The organism is Bradyrhizobium sp. CCGUVB23 (assembly GCF_024199885.1).
Lineage (GTDB): Bacteria > Pseudomonadota > Alphaproteobacteria > Rhizobiales > Xanthobacteraceae > Bradyrhizobium.
In genome coordinates, this window is the sequence record NZ_JANADQ010000001.1 from 8,706,754 (window position 1) to 8,721,707 (window position 14,954).

The 14,954-nt window shown below is 64.3% G+C and carries 13 protein-coding genes; 9 read left to right on the plus strand and 4 right to left on the minus strand.

Features of this window, described 5'->3' with window-relative positions:
• The first annotated feature begins 152 nt into the window (after nucleotides 1-152).
• The 7 genes from dusB to hflX all read left to right on the plus strand — a co-directional run bounded on the left by dusB (nucleotide 153) and on the right by hflX (nucleotide 9,690).
• On the plus strand, nucleotides 153-1,154 hold the full coding sequence (dusB, locus tag NLN62_RS40715) for a tRNA dihydrouridine synthase DusB (RefSeq protein WP_371933145.1): 1,002 nt from the start codon (nucleotides 153-155) through the stop codon (nucleotides 1,152-1,154).
• Nucleotides 1,151-2,326 (plus strand): nitrogen regulation protein NR(II), encoded by a 1,176-nt coding sequence (locus NLN62_RS40720; RefSeq protein WP_027523261.1) that lies wholly within the window; start codon nucleotides 1,151-1,153, stop codon nucleotides 2,324-2,326. The genes dusB and NLN62_RS40720 overlap by 4 nt, the downstream gene beginning before the upstream one ends.
• Nucleotides 2,327-2,335: 9 nt before the next feature.
• Complete coding sequence (gene ntrC, locus NLN62_RS40725; RefSeq protein WP_027523262.1) at nucleotides 2,336-3,778, plus strand: nitrogen regulation protein NR(I); 1,443 nt, start codon at nucleotides 2,336-2,338, stop codon at nucleotides 3,776-3,778.
• Between the two features lie 254 nt (nucleotides 3,779-4,032).
• On the plus strand, nucleotides 4,033-6,405 hold the full coding sequence (locus NLN62_RS40730; protein WP_027523263.1) for a PAS domain-containing sensor histidine kinase: 2,373 nt from the start codon (nucleotides 4,033-4,035) through the stop codon (nucleotides 6,403-6,405).
• A gap of 17 nt (nucleotides 6,406-6,422) precedes the next feature.
• Nucleotides 6,423-7,793 (plus strand): sigma-54 dependent transcriptional regulator, encoded by a 1,371-nt coding sequence (locus NLN62_RS40735; protein WP_254112395.1) that lies wholly within the window; start codon nucleotides 6,423-6,425, stop codon nucleotides 7,791-7,793.
• Nucleotides 7,794-8,047: 254 nt separating this feature from the next.
• Nucleotides 8,048-8,296, plus strand: a complete 249-nt coding sequence (gene hfq / locus NLN62_RS40740; protein WP_007591126.1) for an RNA chaperone Hfq — start codon at nucleotides 8,048-8,050, stop codon at nucleotides 8,294-8,296.
• 11 nt (nucleotides 8,297-8,307) lie between these two features.
• A complete protein-coding gene (hflX, locus tag NLN62_RS40745; protein ID WP_027523265.1) occupies nucleotides 8,308-9,690 on the plus strand; it encodes a GTPase HflX in 1,383 nt (460 codons plus the stop codon).
• A 21-nt stretch (nucleotides 9,691-9,711) separates the two neighbouring features.
• Here hflX and mazG read toward each other — a convergent pair whose 3' ends face one another.
• The gene (mazG, locus tag NLN62_RS40750) at nucleotides 9,712-10,569 is read right to left on the minus strand and encodes a nucleoside triphosphate pyrophosphohydrolase (protein WP_027523266.1); all 858 of its coding nucleotides are present in this window, start codon (nucleotides 10,567-10,569) and stop codon (nucleotides 9,712-9,714) included.
• Nucleotides 10,570-10,694: 125 nt separating this feature from the next.
• Here mazG and queC point away from each other — a divergent pair, with 125 nt between their 5' ends.
• A complete protein-coding gene (gene queC, locus NLN62_RS40755) occupies nucleotides 10,695-11,408 on the plus strand; it encodes a 7-cyano-7-deazaguanine synthase QueC (protein ID WP_027523267.1) in 714 nt (237 codons plus the stop codon).
• A 132-nt stretch (nucleotides 11,409-11,540) separates the two neighbouring features.
• On the opposite strand, the gene NLN62_RS40760 is transcribed toward queC, so the two are convergent.
• From NLN62_RS40760 to nthA, 3 genes are read right to left on the minus strand one after another with little or no spacing between them, the layout of a single operon-like run.
• Entirely contained in the window at nucleotides 11,541-11,924 is a 384-nt protein-coding gene (locus NLN62_RS40760) for a nitrile hydratase accessory protein (RefSeq protein WP_254112396.1), read from the minus strand.
• Entirely contained in the window at nucleotides 11,924-12,583 is a 660-nt protein-coding gene (gene nthB / locus NLN62_RS40765) for a nitrile hydratase subunit beta (protein ID WP_254112397.1), read from the minus strand. Before nthB ends, NLN62_RS40760 begins: the two co-directional genes overlap by 1 nt.
• Nucleotides 12,583-13,218: a nitrile hydratase subunit alpha gene (nthA, locus tag NLN62_RS40770; RefSeq protein WP_027523270.1), complete on the minus strand. Its 636-nt coding sequence runs from the start codon at nucleotides 13,216-13,218 to the stop codon at nucleotides 12,583-12,585. The genes nthB and nthA overlap by 1 nt, the downstream gene beginning before the upstream one ends.
• A gap of 202 nt (nucleotides 13,219-13,420) precedes the next feature.
• On the opposite strand from nthA, the gene NLN62_RS40775 reads away from it, so the two are divergent.
• Nucleotides 13,421-14,896, plus strand: a complete 1,476-nt coding sequence (locus tag NLN62_RS40775; RefSeq protein WP_371933080.1) for a DASS family sodium-coupled anion symporter — start codon at nucleotides 13,421-13,423, stop codon at nucleotides 14,894-14,896.
• Nucleotides 14,897-14,954: the final 58 nt, after the last annotated feature.

Consider the following 14,954-nt stretch of genomic DNA (forward strand, 5'->3'; position numbering starts at 1 on the left):
CACTTGAAAGATTGCAAGAACTGTCTAAACTGTAGGCATGACGCTTGACTGCACAAGAATTGTGCGCAAGATAGGTCATGGCAGGCGCGATGAGGCGCCGCCTTTGAGACGAGACGTCCGTGACCGGCCCGGTAGGATTAGGCGCTAAGCCATTGAAAATAGGCGATATTGATGTCGCCAACCCGGTCTTCCTGGCGCCCATGTCGGGGGTGACCGATTCCCCCTTCCGGCGTCTGGCTGCGGAGCTTGGGGCAGGTCTCGTTGTGTCCGAAATGACCGCCAGCGACGAGCTCGCCAATGGCCACAGAATGTCCCGGTTGCGTTGCGAGGCGACTGGCCTCGGCCCGCATGTGGTGCAGCTTGCCGGCTGCGAGGCCCACTGGATGGCGGAGGGCGCCCGGATCGCGGAAGCGGAAGGCGCCGACATCATCGACATCAACATGGGCTGTCCGGCCCGCCACGTCACCGGCGGACAGTCCGGCTCAGCGCTGATGCGCGACCTCGACCATGCCTTGCGCCTGATCGAGGCGACGATCGCGGCTGTGAAGGTTCCGGTCACGCTGAAGATGCGCCTCGGCTGGGACGACCGCACCCGCAATGCGCCGGAACTGGCGCGGCGGGCGGAGGCCGCCGGCGTCAGGCTGATCACCGTGCACGGCCGCACCCGCTGCCAGTTCTACAAGGGCGAGGCCGATTGGGATGCCGTGCGCGATGTCCGCGCGGCGATTTTCGTTCCGCTGGTGGTCAACGGCGACGTCACCTCATTCGAAAAGGCCGTGGCTGCGCTGGGGGCTTCCGGCGCCGACGCCGTCATGATCGGCCGCGGCGCGCAAGGCCAGCCCTGGCTGCCCGGCCAGATCGGCCGGCGCCTCCAGGGCGGGGCGGAGGAGGCCGCGCCCTCGCTGACCGAGCAACTCCATTATGCCCGCACGCTCTATGAGGGCGTCTGCGATCTCTATGGCTTGCGCATCGGCCTCAGGCATGCGCGCAAGCATCTCGGCTGGGCGCTCGACGTCGCCGCGCATCTCAGCCGCGCGCCGGCCGAGAAGCTGAAGGCGTGGCGCCAGAACATCCTCACATCCGAGGATCCGCGGGCCGTTCATCTCTCGCTGCAAGATGCCTTCGACGACTTCGCATGGAGCGCTGCTGCATGAGCTCAGCCGCTGAACATCGTCGGCCAATGCCGTCAAACGGCGATGCAATCCTCGACGCACTGCCCAATCCAGTGCTGCTGATCGGGCCGGACGGCAAGATCATCGACGCCAATATCGCGACGGAAGCGTTCTTCGAGATTTCGACCCAGTTCCTGAAGCGCCAGTCGCTCAAGGAGCTGGTACCGTTCGGCAGCCCGCTCCTCGCATTGATCGACCAGGTGCGCTCGTCGAACTCACCGATCAACGAATACAAGGTCGATCTGGGCACGCCGCGGATGGGAGGCGACCGCCAGGTCGATCTGCATGTCGCCCCGCTCACCGAGCGGCCCGGCTACATCGTGGTGATGCTCCAGGAGCGCACCATCGCCGACAAGATGGACCGCCAGCTCACTCATCGCAGCGCCGCACGCTCGGTGATCGCGCTCGCCGCGATGCTCGCGCATGAGATCAAGAACCCGCTCTCCGGCATCCGCGGTGCCGCCCAGCTCCTCGAGCAGCAGGCCTCCTCGGAAGACCGCATGCTGACGCGGCTGATCTGCGACGAGGCCGACCGCATCGTCACGCTGGTCGACCGCATGGAAGTGTTCGGCGACGAACGGCCCGTCGTACGCGGCCCGGTCAACATCCATTCCGTGCTCGACCACGTGAAGCGCCTCGCGCAATCCGGCTTTGCCCGCAACATCCGCTTCATCGAGGACTACGATCCCTCGCTGCCGCCGGTGCTCGCGAACCAGGACCAGCTCATCCAGGTGTTCCTCAATCTGGTGAAGAACGCCGCGGAGGCCCTGATCGACGTGCCCGACGCCGAGATCCAGCTCACCACCGCCTTCCGCCCCGGCGTGCGCCTGTCAGTGCCCGGTCAAAAATCCCGGGTATCCCTGCCGCTCGAATTCTGCGTCAAGGACAACGGACCGGGCGTGCCCGAAGATCTTCTGCCCAACCTGTTCGATCCCTTCGTGACCACCAAGCAGACCGGCAGCGGTCTCGGCTTGGCGCTGGTCGCAAAAATCGTCGGAGATCACGGTGGCATCATCGAATGCGAGTCTCAGCCGCGCAAGACCACCTTCCGCGTGCTGATGCCGATGTACTCGACCTCCATCAAACACGCCGATCAAAGCAGTCGCGCCGACTCTGCCGGGAAGCCGTCGCCTGCGTCACAGGGGGCAAAATGAGGATTGAATATGCCCGCAGGTAGCATTCTCGTTGCTGATGACGATACCGCCATCCGCACGGTTCTTAACCAGGCTCTGTCCCGGGCAGGGTACGAAGTCAGGCTGACCGGCAACGCCGCCACGCTGTGGCGCTGGGTCAGCCAGGGCGAGGGCGATCTCGTCATCACCGACGTGGTGATGCCCGATGAAAACGCCTTCGACCTGCTGCCGCGCATCAAGAAGATGCGGCCGAACCTGCCGGTCATCGTGATGAGCGCGCAGAACACGTTCATGACGGCGATCCGGGCCTCCGAGCGCGGGGCTTACGAATATCTGCCGAAACCCTTCGACCTGAAGGAGCTGATCGCGATCGTCGGCCGGGCGCTGGCCGAGCCGAAGGAGCGGACATCGAGCCCGGACGAAGATGCGGAGATGGAAGCGATCCCGCTGGTCGGCCGCTCGCCGGCAATGCAGGAAATCTACCGCGTGCTCGCGCGTCTCATGCAGACCGACCTCACCGTGATGATCACGGGCGAGTCCGGCACCGGCAAGGAGCTGGTGGCGCGCGCGCTGCACGACTACGGCAAGCGCCGCAACGGTCCGTTCGTCGCCGTCAACATGGCGGCGATCCCGCGCGACCTCATTGAATCCGAGCTGTTCGGACATGAGCGCGGCGCGTTCACCGGCGCCAACACCCGTGCCTCCGGTCGCTTCGAGCAGGCCGAGGGCGGCACGCTGTTCCTGGACGAGATCGGCGACATGCCGATGGAAGCACAGACGCGCCTGTTGCGCGTGCTCCAGCAGGGCGAATACACCACCGTCGGCGGCCGCACCCCGATCAAGACCGACGTGCGCATCGTCGCGGCCTCCAACAAGGACCTGCGCGTCCTGATCCAGCAGGGACTGTTCCGCGAGGACCTGTTCTTCCGCCTCAACGTCGTGCCGCTGCGTCTGCCGCCGCTGCGCGAGCGCATCGAGGACCTGCCGGATCTCGTGCGTCACTTCTTTGCACTCGCCGAAAAGGACGGCCTGCCGCCGAAGAAGTTAGATGCGCTGGCACTGGAGCGGATGAAGCAGCACCGTTGGCCCGGCAACGTGCGCGAGCTCGAAAACCTCGCGCGGCGCCTCGCCGCACTCTATCCGCAGGACGTCATCACGGCCTCCGTCATCGATGGCGAGCTCGCGCCGCCCTCGGTCAGCCCGGGTGCCGCCGTCCAGCAGGGCGTCGACAATCTCGGCGGTGCCGTGGAGGCGTATCTGTCCACGCACTTCCAGGGTTTTCCCAACGGCATGCCGCCGCCCGGCCTCTATCACCGCATTCTCAAGGAGATCGAGATCCCGCTGCTCACCGCAGCCCTTGCCGCCACCCGCGGCAACCAGATTCGGGCCGCGGACCTGCTCGGTCTGAATCGCAACACGCTGCGCAAGAAGATCCGGGATCTCGACATCCAGGTCTATCGGAGCGGAGGCTAGTCCTCATCCACGGTCATTCCGGGGCGGTCCGACAGGACCGAGCCCGGAATCTCGAGATTCCCCAATGCGCAATTGCGCATTGGGGTTCGCTGCTTCGCATCGCTCCGGAATGGCTGCCCAGGCGGCCCCCTGTGGATGCGTCGGTCAGCCACGGTAGACACGCCGTGGAATTGTCGCAATTCGGCAACAATGTGATATGAATGCATCAGTATCCGTGATCCGCGGATCCCGTTTTCAGCATCACCATTGCCGGAATGACCAGCCCAGATACCTCGGCCGCGTCCTTTGATACGCCTCCACCTGACGAGCCCAAGCGCGGCCTATTGCGGCGCTGGCTGGCGCCGTTTGCGGTCGGTCTGGCGCTGCTGTCGGCCTTCCTGACATTCGTCGTCCTGACCGGGCTGACCAGCATCGAGCCGACGCCCGAGGTGGTTCGCTCCTTCCTGATGATCAACGCTGGCACGATTCTGCTGCTGGTCGGCATCATCGTCCGGGAAGTCTGGCAGATGGTGCAGGCGAGGCGGCGGGGCCGGGCGGCGGCGCGGCTGCATGTGCAGATCGTCGGCCTGTTCTCGGTGATCGCGGTATTGCCCGCCGTTCTGGTGTCGATCGTTGCCAACGTCACCATCGAACGCGGCCTCGACCGGCTGTTCTCGGGTTCCACCAAGCAGGTGATCCAGAACTCGCTGACGATTGCCGGCGCCTACATGCAGGAACATGCGCAGCTCATCAATGGCGACACGCTGGCGATGGCCAATGATCTCGCCCATGCGCGACCGCTGTATGACCAGGATCGCATGACTTTCATGAAGCTCATGACCGCCGGTGCCGCGGCGCGCAATCTGCCGGTTGCGGTGCTGATGGACAAGGACGGCAAAATCGTCGCAAGCGCTGATACTGGTATTCGCCTCAACTACGAACCGCCGCCGCCGGGCATCCTCAAGAACGTCAATGAAACCGAGCCGCAAATCTCGGTGTTCCCCGAAAACTACGTCGCATCCGTGGTCCGTCTGCGGGCCTACGACGACATGTTCCTGTACGTGGCGCGTCTGCTTGATCCAGCCGTCGTTGCCCAGCTCAAGCAGACGCAGACCAGCGCAGCCGAATATGCGCAGCTCGAAACGCGCAGGCTCGGCATCCAGGTGGCATTCGCATTGATGTTCGCGGTGATCGCGCTGACCATCCTGATGGCCTCCGTGCTGATCGGTCTCAACTTCGCCAACGGGCTGGTGGCGCCGATCCGCCAGCTGATGGGCGCTGCGAGCGAAGTCTCGACCGGCAATCTCAATATCCAGGTCCCCGTCCACAAATCCGAAGGCGATCTCGCCCAGCTCGGCGAGACCTTCAACAAAATGACCCAGGAGCTGCGCAGCCAGCGCGACGAGCTGGTCAGCGCCAGCGACCTGATCGACAGCCGCCGCCGCTTCATCGAGGCCGTGCTGTCCTCGGCCTCCGCCGGTATCATCGGCGTCGATGCCTCCGGCAGCGTCGGCATCCTCAACCGCTCGGCGGAGAAGCTGATCGGCCACGCCGAATCCGAGACGCTCGGCCATCCCTTGTCGGAAGTGCTGCCCGAGCTCGACGACATGATGAAGACCGCGCGGGAAGGTACCCAGCGGCTGGTACAGGGCCAGATCACCATCCTGCGCGACGGACAGGAGCGCAACCTGTCGGTTCGCGTCAGCGCGGAAAAGACCAGCCAGCCGCGCGACAGCTACATCATCACGCTCGACGACATCACCGAGCTCGTCTCGGCGCAGCGCACTTCGGCCTGGGGCGACGTGGCGCGCCGCATCGCCCACGAGATCAAGAACCCGCTGACGCCGATCCAGCTCTCTGCCGAGCGCATCCGCCGCAAATTCGGCAAGACCATCACCGAGGAGAAGGACAAGTCGATCTTCGACCAGTGCACCGATACCATCGTGCGCCAGGTCGACGACATCAGACGCATGGTCGACGAGTTCTCGCGCTTTGCGCGCATGCCAAAACCCGTGATGGAAGGCGAGGATGTCGTCGATACCGTGCGGCAGGCGGTGTTTTTGATGAAGGTCGCTCATCCCGAGCTCGACATCGAGACCACTTTCAAGGACGACCCGCTGCGCGCGCAATTCGACCGCCGGCTGATTTCCCAGGCCGTCACCAACATCGTCAAGAACGCGACGGAAGCGATCGAGCAGGTGCCGCCGGAAGAGCTCGGCAAGGATGGTGGAAAGGGCCGCATCGATGTCGTGGTCTCGCGCGAGGCCCAGGACGTGCTGATCGACGTCGTCGACAACGGTATCGGCCTGCCCAAGGTCGCGCGCTCGCGGCTCCTTGAGCCGTATGTGACAACTCGGGCCAAGGGCACCGGCCTCGGGCTTGCGATAGTCGGCCGCGTCCTGGAGGACCATGGCGGGCGCATCGAATTGAAGGATGCCTCCGACTTCCGGGAAGGCCAGCGCGGTGCCTGGATGCGGATGCGTTTTGCGGTCTCGGGCCATGCCAACACCATCGAGGTGAAGGACGCGGCTCAAAAAGCCCGGGAAACACCCAAAGAACCGGACACAAAGGCGACGGCCGCCGAAACCAAAGAGCCGGCAGAAACGACTAATGATGCAACAAGAATCAAAGCCTCAACGGGCAACTGACAGAGCGGGCGCGACTCATGGCAAATGAAATTCTGATTGTCGATGATGAGGCCGATATTCGTGATCTCGTCGCGGGCATTTTGGAAGACGAGGGGTTCGTCACCAGGACCGCGCGTGACAGCGACTCTGCACTCGCAGAGATCGCCAATCGCAGGCCGCATCTGGTGTTCCTCGACATCTGGCTGCAAGGCTCCAAGCTCGACGGCTTGCAACTGCTCGAGCAGGTCAAGAAGGACAATGTCGAGCTTCCGGTCGTGATGATTTCCGGCCACGGCAACATCGAGACCGCGGTCGCCGCGATCAAGCGCGGCGCCTACGACTTCATCGAGAAGCCGTTCAAGGCCGATCGCCTGATCCTGGTGGCGACGCGCGCGCTGGAGAACTCGCGCCTGAAGCGCGAGGTGAGGGAGCTCAAGCAGCTCGCTCCGACTGCGAGCCAACTCGTCGGCCGCTCGCCCAGCATGAACCAGCTCCGCCAGACGATCGAGCGCGCGGCCAAGGCCAACAGCCGCATCCTGATCGTCGGCCCCGCGGGAGCTGGCAAGGAATTGACCGCGAGGACGCTGCATGCGGCCTCGGGTCGCGCCGACGGGCCTTTCGTCGTGATCAATGCCGCGGCGATCACGCCGGAGCGGATGGAGCACGAGATGTTCGGCGTCGAGCAGTCCAATGGCGAGCAGCCGCGCAAGCCGGGCGCGCTCGAAGAAGCTCATGGCGGCACGCTATTCATCGACGAGATCGCCGACATGCCGCGCGAGACCCAGAACAAGATTTTGCGTGTGCTGGTCGAGCAGTCGTTCCAGCGCGTCGGCGGCACCGGCAAGGTGCAGGTCGACGTCCGCATCATCTCCTCGACCGCCCGCAACCTCGAGGAGGAGATTGCAGCCGGCACTTTCCGCGAGGATCTTTATCACCGCCTCTCGGTGGTCCCGATCCGCGTGCCCGCACTCTCCGAGCGGCGCGAGGACATTCCGGAGCTGATCGACTATTTCATGGACCAGATCTCGGCGGCCACGGGGCTGCCCAAGCGCCAGATCGGCCAGGACGCAATGGCGGTGCTCCAGTCCCACGTCTGGCCCGGCAACGTCCGTCAACTGCGCAACAACGTTGAGAGAGTCATGATTCTCGCCGCCGGCGGGCCGGAGGTGATCATCACCGCCGACATGCTGCCGCAGGACGTCGGTTCGATGGTCCCGGCAATGCCGACCAGCAACAATGGCGAGCACATCATGGGCCTGCCGCTGCGCGAGGCGCGGGAGGTGTTCGAACGCGACTATCTGATCGCCCAGATCAGCCGCTTTTCCGGCAATATTTCGCGCACTGCCGAATTCGTCGGCATGGAGCGATCGGCACTACACCGGAAGTTGAAGGCACTCGGCGTCGGTTGAGCCGCGTCCGATCGGATACCCGTTCACAATATGAGAGGAAAATCATCGATTTCCGTAGTTTTTCGGAGGATTTGGATACGGACTGCCGCGTGAAGCGGCTTGCCTAATAAGCGTACCTGTCTTCTAATCGTTCCGCCGACCCTCCGAGGGGGATCTCATGAGGGAAGGCAACCGGGAGTGGCCCACATCACAGAAGAAGGCCGCAACCGGTCGGACTATCCAAACAACAAGAAACTCAAAGCGAGATAACAACAATGGCGGCAGACCGCGCACAAAACCTACAAGACACCTTCCTTAATCACGTTCGCAAAACCAAAACGCCACTAACGATCTTTCTGGTCAACGGAGTAAAGCTGCAGGGAATTGTGACCTGGTTCGACAATTTCTGTCTGCTGCTCCGGCGCGACGGTCACTCGCAGCTCGTTTACAAGCATGCGATCTCGACCATCATGCCCGGCGCTCCGATCCAGCTGTTCGAAGGCGGCGAGGATCAGCCGGCTTGAGAGTGATCTGATTGGAACCCCGGAATTTTGACGGGGGGGCTGACCGTCCGCGGTCGGCAGAGGCTGGGCAGACAGGGCGGGTGATCGTCATCGGCCCCTATATGCGGGCGCGCGCCGGCGGAGCCGACGCGCAATCGGAGAGCCATGTCCTGCGCGATGCCGAGGCGCGGCTCGAAGAGGCCGCAGGGCTTGCCCGCGCCATCGACCTCGTGATCGCCGACGCGCTGGTCGCGCCGATCAGCCAGATCCGCCCCGCGACCTATCTGGGCAAAGGGAAGGTCGAGGAGATTACCGGGCTGATCAAGAGCCTCGAGGTCGACCTCGTGGTGATGGACTGTGCGCTCTCGCCGATCCAGCAGCGCAATCTCGAGAAGGCCTGGAACGCCAAGGTGCTCGACCGCACCGGCCTGATCCTGGAGATCTTCGGCCGTCGCGCCAAGACCAAGGAAGGTTCGCTCCAGGTCGAGCTCGCGCATCTCAACTATCAGCGCTCGCGCCTGGTGCGCTCCTGGACCCATCTCGAGCGCCAGCGCGGCGGCTTCGGCTTCATGGGTGGTCCCGGCGAGACGCAGATCGAGGCCGACCGCCGCCTGATCTCCGAGCGCATCTCGCGGCTCGAGAACGAATTGAAGAAGGTGCAGGCGACGCGGCGCTTGCACCGCGCCGGCCGCCAGCGCGTGCCGTACCGCGTCGTCGCGCTGGTCGGCTACACCAATGCCGGCAAGTCGACGCTGTTCAACCGCCTGACCCGCGCCGACGTTCAGGCCGCAGATATGCTTTTTGCGACGCTCGATCCGACCTTGCGCGCCCTCAATCTGCCGCATGGTGGCAAGGCGATGCTGTCGGACACCGTCGGCTTCATCTCCAATCTGCCAACCCAGCTCGTCGCGGCGTTCCGCGCCACGCTGGAAGAGGTGTTGGAGGCCGACGTCATCCTGCATGTTCGCGACATCTCGCATGAGGACGCCGAGGCGCAGCAGAGCGACGTCGACGCCGTGCTGCGCCAGCTCGGCATCAACCCTGACGACTCCGGCCGCATCATCGAGGTCTGGAACAAGGTCGACCGGTTCGATTCCGAGCAGCGCGACGAGCTCGTGAACATCGCTGCGCGCAGGCCATCGGATCATCCCGCGATGCTTGTCTCGGCCGTGTCAGGCGAGGGGATCGATGCGCTCCTCACCGCGATCGAGGAGCGGCTGGCGGCAAAACGCACCACGCTCGATCTCTCCATCGATGCCGCCGACGGCGCCGGCATCTCCTGGCTGCATCGCAATTCCGAAGTGCTGGCGAAAGAGCTGCACGAGGGCCGCTTCGACATGACCGTGCGGGTGGACGAAACCAAGCGGGATATCGTGGTAAACCGCTTCGACGCCGTGCCGCATCACGCCGCGTAACGCCAAACGGCAGGGGCGAGTTTAGCGGCCCGCTCGTTGGCTTCTCTCCGCCGCCGGCAACTTCTTCTCCTCCGCCTTTGCCGCGTTCCACAGCGCGTCCATCTCCTCCAGCGAGGCCTGCTCCAGTGTGCGGCCCTGCGTCTCCAGCGCGCGCTCGATGTAAGAAAAACGGCGCTCGAACTTCGCATTGGTCGCGCGCAGCGCGGTCTCCGGATCGGCGTCGACATGGCGGGCGAGGTTGACGAGCGCGAACAGGAGGTCGCCGGTTTCCTCGGCCAGCTCCTGGCTGTCATTGCGGTCGAGCGCAGCTTCGATCTCGTCGGCTTCCTCGCGGATCTTCTTCAGCACCGCGCGCGGATCGTTCCAGTCGAAGCCGACGGTAGAGGCCTTGCGCTGCAACGCCATTGCGCGCGTCAGCGCAGGCAGGCCAGCCTTGACGCTTGCCAGCAGCGATTTGTGCAACGTCTCCTCCGGCGGCCGCCGCGCAGCGCGCTCGGCTTTTTCCTCGGCCTTGATGCGCTCCCACGCGCTCTTGACGCCGGCGGGCTGGATGTTGCCGTCCTTGTCGGCAAAGACGTGCGGGTGGCGGCGGATCATCTTCTTCGTGATCGCCTCGACCACGTCGCCGAACGCAAACGCGTTCTCTTCCTCCGCCATGCGCGCGTGATAGACGACCTGAAGCAAGAGATCGCCGAGCTCCTCGCGGAGGTCGTCGAAATCGCCGCGCGCGATCGCGTCGGCGACCTCATAGGCCTCCTCGATCGTATAGGGCGCAATCGTCGCAAAATTCTGCTCGAGGTCCCAGGGACAGCCGGTGACCGGCGTACGCAGCGTCGCCATGATCTCGATCAGGCGTGAAATGTCGCGGGAAGGGGTCATTGCGGGCCAATTCTCCTCAATGTCAGCTTTATGCCGCAAGCGGCCCGGCGTTCCCAGCACAACGCCGTGAAATGAGCCGATTTCCACCGATTGGCGGCGCAGGCACGCGGTGCTAAATCGCGCCCATGAGCGAACAATTTTCATCCGAAACCGCCCTGGTGCTGTTTTCCGGCGGCCAGGATTCCACAACCTGCCTCGCCTGGGCGCTGAACCGCTTTGCGCGCGTGGAGACGCTCGGCTTCGAATACGGCCAGCGCCATGCCATCGAGCTTGTCTGCCGCGAGCACCTTGTCGGCGGCCTGAAGCGCTTACGCCCAGATTGGGCGGCCAAGTTGGGGGAGAGCCATACGCTCTCGATTCCGACGCTGGCAGCGGTGTCCGAGACGGCGCTGACCCGTGACGTCGAAATCGCGATGGGCGCCGACGGCCTGCCCAACACCTTCGTGCCCGGCCGCAATTTGGTGTTTCTGACCTTTGCCGCCGCGCTCGCCTACCGGCGCGGCATCACGCATATCGTCGGCGGTATGTGCGAGACGGATTACTCCGGTTATCCCGACTGCCGCGACGACACCATCCGTGCGATGCAGAGCGCGCTCTCGCTCGGCATGGCGCGCAAGTTCGAGCTGCATACGCCACTGATGTGGATCGACAAGGCCGCGACCTGGCAGCTCGCGCATGAGCTCGGCGGCGACCCTCTCGTCGATCTCATCCGCGCGCAGTCCCACACCTGCTATCTCGGCGAGCGCGGCGCGCAGCATGACTGGGGTTATGGCTGCGGCGAGTGTCCCGCGTGCAGCCTGCGAGCGAAGGGGTGGGCGGAGTACGTGGCGCGACGGTAGCGCTACATACTCGGTATCATCATCCGCGAAAGCGGATGATCCAGTATTCCAGAGGCGGTTGCGGGATACGGAGAAGCCGCGGCGTACTGGATTCCCCGCTTACGCGGGGAATGACAGTGTGGGTTGGGGCGATTAGCCAAAATCCTCCGCCTGTAACACGATCGACTGGCCGTGCGGAGTGCGATCGGCAGCGTGATCCCAGGCGTCGCGGTAGCGGTGCAGGGTTTCCGTGGAGGTGACCCCCTTGATGGCGACGAGCCTTTCCAGCGTGGCGAGCCAGTGCAGATAGTAGGTCTCGCCGGTGTCGGGATCGCCCGCTCCTTGCGCGCGGCTGATTTCCTCGGCGAGCGCGGCTGCCCATTCGTTCCAGCTGAACAGGCCGCGTTCGTAGAGTGTCAGCGCCATCGCGAAGGCATGGGCTTCCCAGGGCGCGCGGAAGACAGGGCCGTCGTCATCGCGGGGAATGCCGGGCACCGCGCGGATGGCTTCCCGCGCGGCCTGCGAACGCGTCGCCATCACGCGCGCTCCAGATAGGGCTCCCAGGCATCGACCGAGACGGTCAATGCCGGATCCGGCACGTCGGGCCACAGATCAGTGCCTGCGAACGTCACCGTGTAAAGCCATTGCGGATCTTCGCCAGCGCCGCGCGAGTTGCTGTCAGGGAACACGTGGCAGCCGAGAACCCGCTCGATGTGGCCGACATGGCCGCGCACATATTGCGGCAACCGGGTATGTGTTGCCGGGTGGATATTCTTGGCGCGTACGCGATCGCCGGCGGCAAACAGGGCAGGGCGTGTGGTCTCGCGCTCGGTCGGGCCGCCGCGACGGAGAACGGCCGCGACGTCGTCGCGCTTCAGGATCTTGTCGACGTTCTTTACGGGATGCAGCACCCTGCCGGCCGCGATCTCGTCGGCCGCAACGAGCCCGCGTTCTCCCATCAACCGCTCGATTCCAGCGAGCCATATCTCGTAATAGCTCTTGCTGAGATAATCCTCCGGCGGGCGGTTCTCGCGGGCAAAGCGCGACATGTCGATGTTCCACCTGCCCACCGTCGCCATTGCGAGCGTCAGCGCAAACGCGCGCCGCTCCCATTCGGCGTGAAACACCGGCTCATTCGGCTCGGGTCTGACGGGCCCTGACCAAGGCACGCCGCCCATGTCATGCGCACCGTCCATCACGCTACCTCGTGCGGCCGCTTTGGCAGGCCAGTCCCGATCATGCTGTCGCGGGTGACGAGATCGGCAAGGCGCTCCTCGCTCCAGCCCTCGGTGCCCGCGGGCCGCATCGGCAGCACGAGGTAACGGATCTCGGCGGTTGAATCCCAGACGCGGATTTTCGTGCCCGGCGGCAGCTCGAAGCCAAAATCCTTCAAGACGCCGCGCGGATCCTTCACCGCCTTCGAGCGATAGGGGGCCGACTTGTACCAGACCGGCGGCAAGCCCAGCACCGGCCACGGGTAGCAGGAGCACAGCGTGCACACCACCATGTTGTGCAGGTCCGGCGTATTCTCGACCACGACAAGATGCTCGCCCTGGCGTCCGACATAGTCGAGCTCGGCGACCGCGCTTGTGCCATCCTTCAACAGTCGTTCGCGATAGTCCGGGTCGGTCCAGGCCCGCGCGACCACGCGCGCGCCGTTGCGTGGGCCCACCTTGGTTTCATAGGTCTCGATCAGGACATCCAGCGCGGCCGGATCGACGTAGCCCTTCTCCGTCAGGATGCTCTCGAGCGCGCGCACGCGCAGCTCGGTCTCGGAGAGTTCCGAATGGTCGTGATCGTGATGATGGTGGTGGTCATGATCGCTGCTCATTCGGGCAAGATAGGCGCTTCGGTCCGCGCCTGTCGAGGCCCTGGCAAACCGCATGACGCCACGTGTTTGTGACCTCGCCGGTGGGTTGGCCTCGCGCGGCCGTTGATCGCGTCTTAGACTATCCGTATACGGCCCCTCGGGGCGCTGAACCTCGGTCAACGAGCCGGGATAACGCCACAGGAATTGAGGGGGAGAGCCCGTGATGGTTGACGCAAAGGCGCCCGAGGCGAAGGGATTTCGCTGGAAGCTGTTCGCCCCGCTCGTGGTGTGGCTTGCAATCTATCTGTGGCCGGTGCCTGCGGGTCTCAACGCCAATCAGTGGCACTATTTTGCGGTGTTTGCGGCGGTTATCACCGGTCTCATTCTTGAATCGATGCCGGTCGGCGCGGTCGGCCTGATCGGGCTGACGGTCGCCGGTATCAGCGGCTATATCGACCCCGATCCAACCAAATCGCTGCGCTGGATGCTGGCGGGCTTTGCCGAGAGCACGGTGTGGCTGATCGTCGGCGCGTTCGTGTTCTCGATCGGCTATCGCAAGAGCCAGCTCGGCCGGCGCATCGCGCTCGTTCTGGTGCGCAGCCTCGGGGGCAACACGCTCGGCCTCGGCTATGCGGTCGCCATGTCGGATTTCCTGCTGGCGCCGGCAACACCCTCGAACACGGCGCGCAGCGGCGGAATCGTCTATCCCATCATCAGCAACATCCCGCGCATCTACGGCTCCGAGCCCGGCCCGACCGCGGGCAAGATCGGCACCTATGTGATGTGGACTGCATTCGCCGCGACCGCAGTGACGAGCTCGCTGTTCTTCACCGCGCTCGCGCCCAATGCGGCGGCGCTCGCCATCGCCAAGAGGACCGCGGGCATCGACATAAGCTGGGCGCAGTGGTTCATCGGCTTCGCGCCGCTCGGCATCCTCCTGATGCTGCTGGTTCCGCTTCTGGGCTATGCCATATGCCGTCCCGAGGTGAAGCGCAGCCCCGAGATCTCCGAATGGGCGAGCCGCGAGCTCGCAACGATGGGGCCGATGTCGCGCCCCGAATGGATCATGCTGGCCCTGATCGTGCTCGCGATGTTCCTGTGGATCACGGGCTCGACCCCCGACATCAGCCTGCCGATCCTCGGCTCGAACTTCATCAACGCCACCACGGTCGTGTTCATCGTGATTTCACTGATGCTGATCACCGGCGTCGTCGAGTTCAACGACATCGTCAGCGAGAAAAGCGCCTGGGAGGTGTTCTTCTATTTCACCTCGCTGCTGACGCTGGCCTCCGGCCTGAACGAGATCGGCTTCATCAAATGGTTTGCGAACGAATACGCCAAACCGCTCGCCGGGCTGTCGCCGTCGACGGCGATGATCATGCTGGTCGCGCTGTTCTTCTGGATCCACTATTTCTTCTCGAGCATCACCTCGCACGCGGCGGCCGTGCTGCCGGTGGTGCTCGCGGTCGGCTCGGGCATCGCGGGCCTTCCGGTCACGACGCTTGCGATGCTCTGCATGTATTCGCTGGGCCTGATGGGCGTGATCTCGCCTTACGCCACGGGGCCGGCGCCGATGTATTTCGGCAGCGGCTATATCGGCAAGGGCCAGTTCTGGGGCTTTGGCCTGATTTTCGGGCTGATCTATTTTGCCGGATTGCTCGTGATCGTGCTGCCGTGGTTGCAGATCCGCGGAGGCTAGGACGGGGCGCGAACGAATTTTCTCCGGCGGAGAGAATTCTGGAAAGCTTTGCCTAGTA